Below are 845 nucleotides of genomic sequence, written 5' to 3' on the forward strand. Positions count from 1 at the left end.
TTCGGGATGGGGGCCTGCTCCTCGAAGGCCGTCGGTGACCGATAGCCCAACGACGAGTGACGACGACGACGGTTATAGAACACCTCAATCCACTCGAACACCTCTGTTCGTGTCTGGGCACGACCCCACTGCGCTTCACCGAGTCCCATCTCCGTCTTCAACGTCGCAAAAAAGCTCTCCTGGACAGCATTATCCCAACATTCTCCTTTCACGCTCATGCTCTGAACGGCCTGCAATCTGTCCAGTGCCTGCTTGTACACGTCGCTCGTGTACTGACTCCCTCGATCCGAGTGATGCAGCAGTCCTCCTGGTGGTTTCCGACGCCCTACGGCCATCTCCAACGCCGCTGTGACCAGCGGCGTCTGAAGTCGCTCATTCAGCGCCCAGCCGACAATTTTCCGCGAATACAGGTCCATCACCGTCGCCAGGTACAGCCAGCCCTCATGCGTCGGTACATACCTGATGTCCGTCACCCACTTCTGGTTCGGTCCGTCCGCAGTGAACTCCCTGGCCAGGATGTTTTCCGCGACTGGGCGGGAGGATTTCACTTTGGTCGTCGTGCGGAACTTCCGCTTCCCACGCGCGACAAGCGCCGCTTGTCGCAGCCCGATCCGCTGACGGCTGACCCGCTCGCCCTGTTCATGCAGGTCGGCTTTGATGCCCAAGGCCCCGTACGTTCCCCGGCTCTCCTCGAAGCTGGTCCTGATGTTCTCCGTCAACACGCGATCTTTCGTGATTCTCTCGCTCTCCGGCCTTCCCCGCGAAGCGTAAGTACACTGCGTTTATCTTGTCGATAAACCGCGCGGAGCGCGTAGCAGAAGAAAGTACGTTGGAGCGGGAATGGA

1 protein-coding gene is annotated in these 845 nt (G+C 59.4%); it reads right to left on the bottom strand.

Translation table 11 applies throughout. The annotated features are described in order from the left end of the window. Positions 1-722: IS3 family transposase (locus QZ271_RS14390; protein WP_291432630.1), on the bottom strand; the 722-nt coding region annotated here is incomplete at its 3' end. Between the last annotated feature and the right edge of the window lie 123 nt (positions 723-845).

This window comes from Deinococcus sp. (assembly GCF_018260555.1).
Taxonomy (GTDB): domain Bacteria; phylum Deinococcota; class Deinococci; order Deinococcales; family Deinococcaceae; genus Deinococcus.